Below are 6,405 nucleotides of genomic sequence, written 5' to 3'. Positions count from 1 at the left end.
TGCGGCCTTCGCGGTGGTTTGGATGCTGATCACCACCGCTGCGATGATTCCAGCGGTGATGGCGACCGTGTTGTTTCCGGTCGTGCGCGCCAGTCCCAAACAGTCACGACACAATTTCGTCGTGTCACTGGGCGGATCCCTGCTGTTCTCCACGGCCTGTGCGGTATTCGTCCTGATCTACTCGCGGGAGATCCTGGCCGCTTTCAATCCGGCCTATCCGGACATCGCCGGCTCGAGCTTGCGATTCCTAGGCTTCAGCTTGCTCGGATCGACGCTCAAGTTTCATGCGTGCACCTTGGCGCGGTTGAACGATGCCATGCGCCGATCATCCCCGTGGTTCTTGCTCGGAGGAATTCTGGAGCTCTGTTTTGCAGTGGTCGGCGCAGAGCTTGGGGGGCTCGGAGGCCTGGTGGTGGGCTGGACGGTCGCGGTCAGTATCGAAGGGATGTGCTTGATGCTGTATGCGGCCTACGCGGCTTCTTCCGGAGGGGCTTCCCGACCCGCCAGTCCGGATCTGCATCCAATGGAGCCTCGCCCGAAACTTGGCAGTGCTCAGGGCAAGCGAATCCCGCCCATCGATAATCCCGCTTCGTGCGAACCGCCGTCAGCCGGCATCTACCTCACTGCGAAGGGAGCCGACACATGACCATCAGCCCGATGCCGATCGCCCAGACCAGAACCGCGCCGCGCTATCGTCATCCCGGCGGTTCGACCGCTTTCGGGACCAATCTCGCTTATCGCCTCGGCAAGCTGAAGGCGCTGGGGCTGCTCGAGGGTGTCTGGCTCGACTGCGGCTGCGCGGACGGCGGTTACACGGAGGCACTGGTAGCCGCCGGCGCCGCCAGGGCCATCGGCGTCGATCCCGAGCAATCCCGCATCGATGAGGCCTTGCACCGCAGGCAGGCCGCGCTGGAGCGGGGCGACCGCCGCGCGCAACGCACGGAATATCTGTGTTGCACCGATAATTTTCCGCTGCCGGCCGCCTCGGTGGACGCCGCTCTGATGAACGAGGTTCTCGAGCATGTTGCCGACGAAGCGGCGACGCTGCGCGAATTGCGTCGCGTGTTGCGCCCGGGAGGCCGGTTGGTGGTCATAAGCCCGAACCGCTGGTTTCCATTCGAAGGCCACGGTATGCGATTCATGGGGCGCGATTTCGGGTTTCCGATCCCGCTGCTTCCATGGTTGCCCTATTCGCTGGCGACCAAGGTGATGTCCGCGCGCAACTACTGGCCGCACGAGCTGCGCGACACGGTGGCCGCTGCCGGCTTCGAGATCGAGAAGGTGGACTACGTGCTCCCGGTGTTCGAGCTCTATCAGTGGATGCCGACATTTGTGCTTTCGGCGTACCGCCGCTTGATGCCCCTCATCGAACGATCCCCGTTGCGCAGGTTCGGGGTCTCCACGATGATCGTAGCCAAGCGCCCCGCCTGACAAGACAATCGCTGCCGAGACGTACGTCCCGCCGTGTATTTGTGGTCCCGCGCCAGTCGAGACCCTTATGACCCGCCGATCCATCTATCGTCGCCCGCGTGGAGTGTTCGTCGCGGACGCGGTGGTAGGACAGCAAACGTGCTGTCGCCACGGCCTGCGCGTCTCCCGGCCGCATGTCAGCCAAACCGTACCGATCACTCGCGAGGTCGAGACAGAATGAAAGAAGGCTTTCGGCGATACCGAAAGCCTTCTTGATGTTGCGATCCAAGTGTGTGCGTGGATGACGGTCGCGCTCGGAGTTAGTCGCGCGCGACTTTCTTGTCCGTGGACCGTAACCCGATCGGCACCGCTGGCGCCGGAGCCTGCGGCGGGGCCGGCGCGAGAACCGCCGGCTCTCCCTGGATGGAGTCGCTGGCGCCGAGCGTAACGCTGACCAGATCGCCCGGCTGCAACAGCGTCATGCCATCGGATTGGATGGTGATCGGCCCCTTCGAGGACTGCCGCACGATGCTGTAGTTGATGTCGCTGGCCCGCTTCGTGAACGAGACCTGTGATCGCATCGAGGGCAGGCTGCTCAGGATGCCCTCGCTAGTGCGAAACTCGCGTTCGTTCTCGGAAAGCTGCCGCTCGATGGCGTCGATTTCCACCGCGAGTTCGTTCTTTAGGTCCGACTGAACCTTGAGGGCGTCGGCTTGCATTCCGGTCAGGCGCTGTTTGGCCATCCCGTATTGGTTGAGGGAATCCTGACGCCGCTGCTCGGCGTCGGACAGTTCACCCTGCACTTGGCTGAGCACCGCTTTGCTGAGAACGTTGCGCTCCACTAACGCGCGCATGTTGTCGACGCGTTCCTGGCGTGTCTTCACCAGCTGATCGAGGGTTTCTGTTCGGCCGTAAAGCTCGAGGTCCTGCTTGGCAGCTTCGATCGCGCCAGTCATCGCGCGCTGCCGCTCCTGGCGGGCCAGCAGCAACGGCTTGCGACGCTCGATCTGTTCCTCGATCAGGGTCTTGGCGTCCGCTGCACCGACCAACTCCATCAATTGGGGAGGAACCCTGGGGGCGACGCCGTCGCGTTCGGCCTTCAGCACCGAGAGTCTGGCGAGCAGCTTCAGCATGGAGCCGGCCGCGCCGCTGCGCCTCTGGATTTCCCGGACGGTTTCGATCTTCATGTACGAGTCGTTCGAACCGCGGTCGAGCCCACCGGCCAGCGCGACTGCGTGGAGCACAGTGATGCCGGAGGCGTACTTGAACGAGCCCGAATTTTTGACCGGACCGAGCACGTAGACCGGCGCACGCTCCAGCGAGACGATGTTGACCATCAATTTGTGCCCGAGGATCTGCTCGGAGCTTTCAGCAACGGACGCCACGAACTGCTGTAGCGACCGGCCTGCCGCCGGAATTGACCCGATCAGCGGGAGCGCCACCGTGCCGTCCTCCTGGACCGCGTACTCACCGCTCATTTCCGGACGTTGAACGATGCCCCGCATCGCCGACGCGCCGCGGCCCCATTTATCGTCCTCGACAGCCATTCGCTCGTAGAAGGCGAGCTTCACGCGATCGCCGATGGCGAACGCTGTGCTGTTCCCGGCCTCGGTCGCGACCGGCATCTTCGGCAGCTCCGTGGCCGGCTGGCCAGCTGCTAATGCCGCGCTCGAGGTCGAGCGCATGACTTCGGCGCTGGATGTGTCGGGCATTGTGGTGGGGGCTGCGGCGGCCACCGCGACGAAGTCATTGGCGTTCTTCATCGCCGCGCCTCCCAGCACGGCCGCGCCCGAGACCCCCACCGCGAGGAGAATGGCGGCCGGGCTGACATGCCCGTCTTGCTCAAAAATTCCCATGGCGCGCTGCACTCCGTTCACGATGATCCAGCCCCACGAAGATGGGGCGACATGCAGGGTGCCATCGTCCTCCTTCATCGGACGAGTCACAACTTCCCTTCGGAAGCACCTCTTTCGCGTTGTGAATGACCCGCGTAGCCGTTTTCCGGAAACGCTGGCGCGCCATCCAAGAGCAGTTATTTTCCCTGGGCTGCTGAGGGCCTTACGCGATGGGGATTTCTCTGCGGATCAAATGACGTTGCATGCAGCGTCTCGGCAAACTGGTCATGAATTGCTCGGATCGTGCGGCTTAGGCAGTGAGGTCAAGGGAAGTTTCTAACCCGATCTGGGTAGTCGGGGTCCTCCATGTTGGCCATGGAAATCGCCCGAGAGCGGGGTGCATAGTGCCCGCAATCGAGCAGGTCCCCCATGGTTAGTCCCACCGAAAACGATGCGAGTGCCTCTCTCCGCTGGCGTCGGCGCGTTCAGGCATTGCGATTTGGTTCTTTACTGCTGTCGGCGGCATGGCTCGCCAGTGCAGCTCTCGCGGCAGAGCCGGGCGCGCCCACATCAGCTCCCGTTGACGCCAGTCTGGCCAAGCGATCCCAGCAAGCGGCGAGGGAGACCGTTGCAGAGCCGCTGGCAATCGAGCTTGCTGGTGCTCGGCGTGAGATCGAGCTGCTGAAACATCTCTCGACCGAACACGAGCGATCCGAGCGCCTCGATCAGGAGCTCGCATCGGCGCGGCGCGAGCTGGATGCCCAGGTCTCTCTCGCTGCCAGGGCCAAGGACGAAATCACTCTGGTCAAGACGACCTACGAAACAGCCGTGGCGGATCTCCGACGGGCCGCTCAGAAGGAACGTGAGAAGAGCGAGGCACTTGCGGCCGAACTGGCCAAGCTGCGGCTCGAGCTCGAAGCCAATCAGACACGGGCCGCTCAGGAGGCCAAGAAAGCGGCCGAACCGCGTGGGCAGACCGCGGGCTCTCGTGCGGCAAACCCTGCCTCATCCGAGGACAAGGATCGGATCGCGGCTTTGGAGCGCGATCTCGCGGCCGCGCGCAGCGACCTCGATAGCCGAACGACAATGGTGGCAAAGCTTCGCGACGAGACGGCCGAGCTGAAGAAGATCTCCGAAGCGAAAGCCGCCGATATCAAACAGGCGACGCAGAAAGAACGCGAACGCGCCGATGCGCTTGCCGGCCAGGTCGCGAAGCTTCGCGCAGATCTGCAAGCCGAGCGGGTGCAGGCGGCCGAGTCGGCCGAAGAAGCAGCGGAGTTCCGGCGCAAGTTGCGGCGGCTGCAGCGGCGCGTCAAGGGACGGTGACGGAGCGCAACCGCCTTGAGCCTACTGCTCAGGGCTCGTATCTGTGCCGGTGCCCGCCATGACCGGCAGATCGGCGCTGGTCGAGATCAATGTTCAGTTAGGGCATCAAGCAAGGCGACCGCGCGGCCGTGGGTGATCAGGTCAGCGCGCGTTGGTGAACGCCCGCTACGGCGCGTCCCGAAGGATCTGCCATGGCGGCAAAGCTGGCATCCCAGGCAAGGGCTGCAGGTGATGAGCAGGCGATCGACTTGCCGCCGGGCACCGTTTCGGCTGCCGCTTGCGTCGGATAGAAAAGCTGAAACAGATGGCGATAGTAATACGCTTCTTTGGTCTGCGGTGCATTATGACCGAAGCGCTTGTCGGCTGCAGCCATGACGCGGTCGCTGACCTGGGCTTCGGCATGGGCCTTCAGGCCGTCGATCCAGCCGTAGCCGACGCCGTCGCTGAATTGCTCCTTCTGACGCCACAGGATCGACTCGGGCAAATAGCCTTCGAAGGCTTCGCGCAGAATCGCCTTCTCGATGCGTCGCGCCCCGTCCGTGCCGTGGCCGACCATTTTGTGCTTGGCGTCGATGCGCATTGCCACGTCGAGAAATTCCCGGTCGAGGAAGGGAACGCGTGGCTCGACGCCCCAGGCCATCATTGACTTATTGGCACGCAGGCAATCGTAGTTACTGAGCGCGTCGAGCTTGCGCACCAGCTCTTCGTGGAATTCACGCGCATTGGGCGCCTTGTGGAAGTACAAATAGCCGCCGAATATCTCGTCGCTGCCTTCGCCGGACAGCACCATCTTCACGCCCATCGCCTTGATTCGCCGGGCCAGCAGGAACATCGGCGTGGAGGCGCGGATGGTTGTGACGTCGTAGGTCTCGACGTGGCGTATGACGTCCGGCAGCGCGTCCAAACCTTCTTCGAAGGTGTATTCGAATCCATGGTGAACCGTGCCCAACGCCTCTGCGGCGATTGCTGCTGCGGCTAGGTCGGGCGAGCCCTTCAGGCCGATGGCGAACGAATGCAGCCGCGGCCACCATGCTTCGCTGCGGTCACTGTCCTCGACGCGGTGGCGGGCGTAGCGCGCGGCCACGGCCGCGACCAGCGACGAATCAAGTCCGCCGGACAGCAGGACGCCGTAGGGCACATCGGTCATCAGTTGTCTGTGCACGGCACGTTGGAAGGCCTCGCGCAACGCGGCGCGATCGGCTGCCACGCCCTCGACCGATGTGTAGTCGCGCCAGGGCCTCACGTAGTAACGGGTGAGGGTATCGGTTCCGCTGTCATACCAGTGTCCCGGCGGAAACTGCGCGGCATCGGCGCAGATGTCGACCAACGCCTTGAGTTCGGAGGCGACCACCAGTCGGCCATCCTTGTCATGCCCCCAATACAAGGGGACCACGCCGATCGGATCGCGCGCGATCAACACCTGCTGCCGTTGGGCGTCCCATAGCGCGAATGCGAATATTCCGTTGAGGCGATTGAGAAACGAGGCGGGGGTGTCCTCGCGGTACAGCGCATTGATCACCTCGCAGTCCGAGCCGGTCTGGAAGGCGTAGGGCTGGATCAGTTCAGCCTTCAGGTCGAGATGGTTGTAGATCTCGCCGTTGACGGCCAGGGCCAGGCCGCAGTCGTCGGACAGCAGTGGCTGCGCGCCCCCGGCCGGATCGACGATCGACAGCCGCTCATGGACCATGATGGCGCCGGCGTCGACGTACACGCCGCTCCAGTCGGGGCCACGATGGCGCTGGCGCCGCGAAAGATCGATGCAGGTCCGACGCAGGGCCGTGCGATCGTCATCGTCCTGGAGGCCGAAAATGCCGAAGATCGAGCACATGACAGA

4 protein-coding genes and 1 pseudogene are annotated in these 6,405 nt (G+C 63.6%); 3 read left to right on the top strand and 2 right to left on the bottom strand.

The annotated features are described in order from the left end of the window. Together ACOJTD_RS25920 and ACOJTD_RS25915 are read left to right on the top strand one after the other, a co-directional pair. A pseudogene (locus ACOJTD_RS25920) lies at positions 1-646 on the top strand (hypothetical protein); the annotation flags it as partial. Beyond that, on the top strand, positions 643-1,431 hold the full coding sequence (locus ACOJTD_RS25915; protein WP_420135716.1) for a class I SAM-dependent methyltransferase: 789 nt from the start codon (positions 643-645) through the stop codon (positions 1,429-1,431). The pseudogene ACOJTD_RS25920 and the gene ACOJTD_RS25915, both read left to right, overlap by 4 nt. Positions 1,432-1,730: 299 nt before the next feature. Here the strand turns inward: ACOJTD_RS25915 and ACOJTD_RS25910 are convergent, their stop codons facing one another. Further along, positions 1,731-3,344 (bottom strand): polysaccharide biosynthesis/export family protein, encoded by a 1,614-nt coding sequence (locus ACOJTD_RS25910; RefSeq protein WP_420135715.1) that lies wholly within the window; start codon positions 3,342-3,344, stop codon positions 1,731-1,733. Positions 3,345-3,674: 330 nt separating this feature from the next. On the opposite strand from ACOJTD_RS25910, the gene ACOJTD_RS25905 reads away from it, so the two are divergent. Then, positions 3,675-4,571 carry a hypothetical protein gene (locus ACOJTD_RS25905; RefSeq protein WP_420135714.1) on the top strand — a complete coding sequence of 299 codons (897 nt, stop codon included), beginning with the start codon at positions 3,675-3,677 and terminating at the stop codon, positions 4,569-4,571. A 136-nt stretch (positions 4,572-4,707) separates the two neighbouring features. On the opposite strand, the gene asnB is transcribed toward ACOJTD_RS25905, so the two are convergent. Next, positions 4,708-6,399, bottom strand: coding sequence for an asparagine synthase B (gene asnB / locus ACOJTD_RS25900; protein ID WP_420135713.1), 1,692 nt, complete (start codon positions 6,397-6,399; stop codon positions 4,708-4,710). Positions 6,400-6,405 lie beyond the last annotated feature (6 nt).

The organism is Rhodopseudomonas sp. (assembly GCF_048594845.1).
Lineage (GTDB): Bacteria > Pseudomonadota > Alphaproteobacteria > Rhizobiales > Xanthobacteraceae > Rhodopseudomonas.
This window is presented reverse-complemented; position numbering and strand designations above follow the sequence as displayed.

Excerpts from the sequence above, each read along its gene's own strand:
- ACOJTD_RS25905 (WP_420135714.1), top strand. The coding sequence starts at position 3,675 with ATGGTTAGTCCCACCGAAAACGATGCGAGTGCCTCTCTCCGCTGGCGT.
- ACOJTD_RS25910 (WP_420135715.1), bottom strand. The coding sequence starts at position 3,344 with ATGAAGGAGGACGATGGCACCCTGCATGTCGCCCCATCTTCGTGGGGC.
- asnB (WP_420135713.1), bottom strand. The coding sequence starts at position 6,399 with ATGTGCTCGATCTTCGGCATTTTCGGCCTCCAGGACGATGACGATCGC.
- ACOJTD_RS25915 (WP_420135716.1), top strand. The coding sequence starts at position 643 with ATGACCATCAGCCCGATGCCGATCGCCCAGACCAGAACCGCGCCGCGC.